At 67.4% G+C, this 233-nt stretch carries 1 pseudogene; it reads right to left on the bottom strand.

The annotated features are described in order from the left end of the window. Positions 1 to 233: pseudogene (gene relA, locus ACQG3P_RS24395) on the bottom strand (GTP diphosphokinase); the annotation flags it as partial.

The following is a 233-nucleotide window of genomic DNA, read 5'->3' as shown; positions in this document are numbered from 1 at the left end:
TTTGCGGACGTTGTCGCTGTGGATGTCCATCACGTACGCATCCACCTGCGCGATCAGGTTGGTGATGTCTTTGAGCAGCCAGCGGCGATCCACCGCGTCGAACACCACGTCCACCTCGTAGCCTCCGCCTGCCTGGCCCCATACGACCGGCAGGATGCGCTGCGGGCTGGCGGCGGACAGCCGCGCCAAAGCGGCACAGTCGGTGCGGTCCACGGTGACCCCGCGGGTACGGG

Origin of the sequence: Stenotrophomonas sp. SrG, from assembly GCF_050031795.1 — a bacterium.
In the GTDB taxonomy this organism is placed as follows: Bacteria; Pseudomonadota; Gammaproteobacteria; order Xanthomonadales; family Xanthomonadaceae; genus Stenotrophomonas; species Stenotrophomonas rhizophila_A.
The sequence above is the reverse complement of the archived record's forward strand: the minus strand, read 5'-3'. Positions and strand labels throughout refer to the sequence as shown.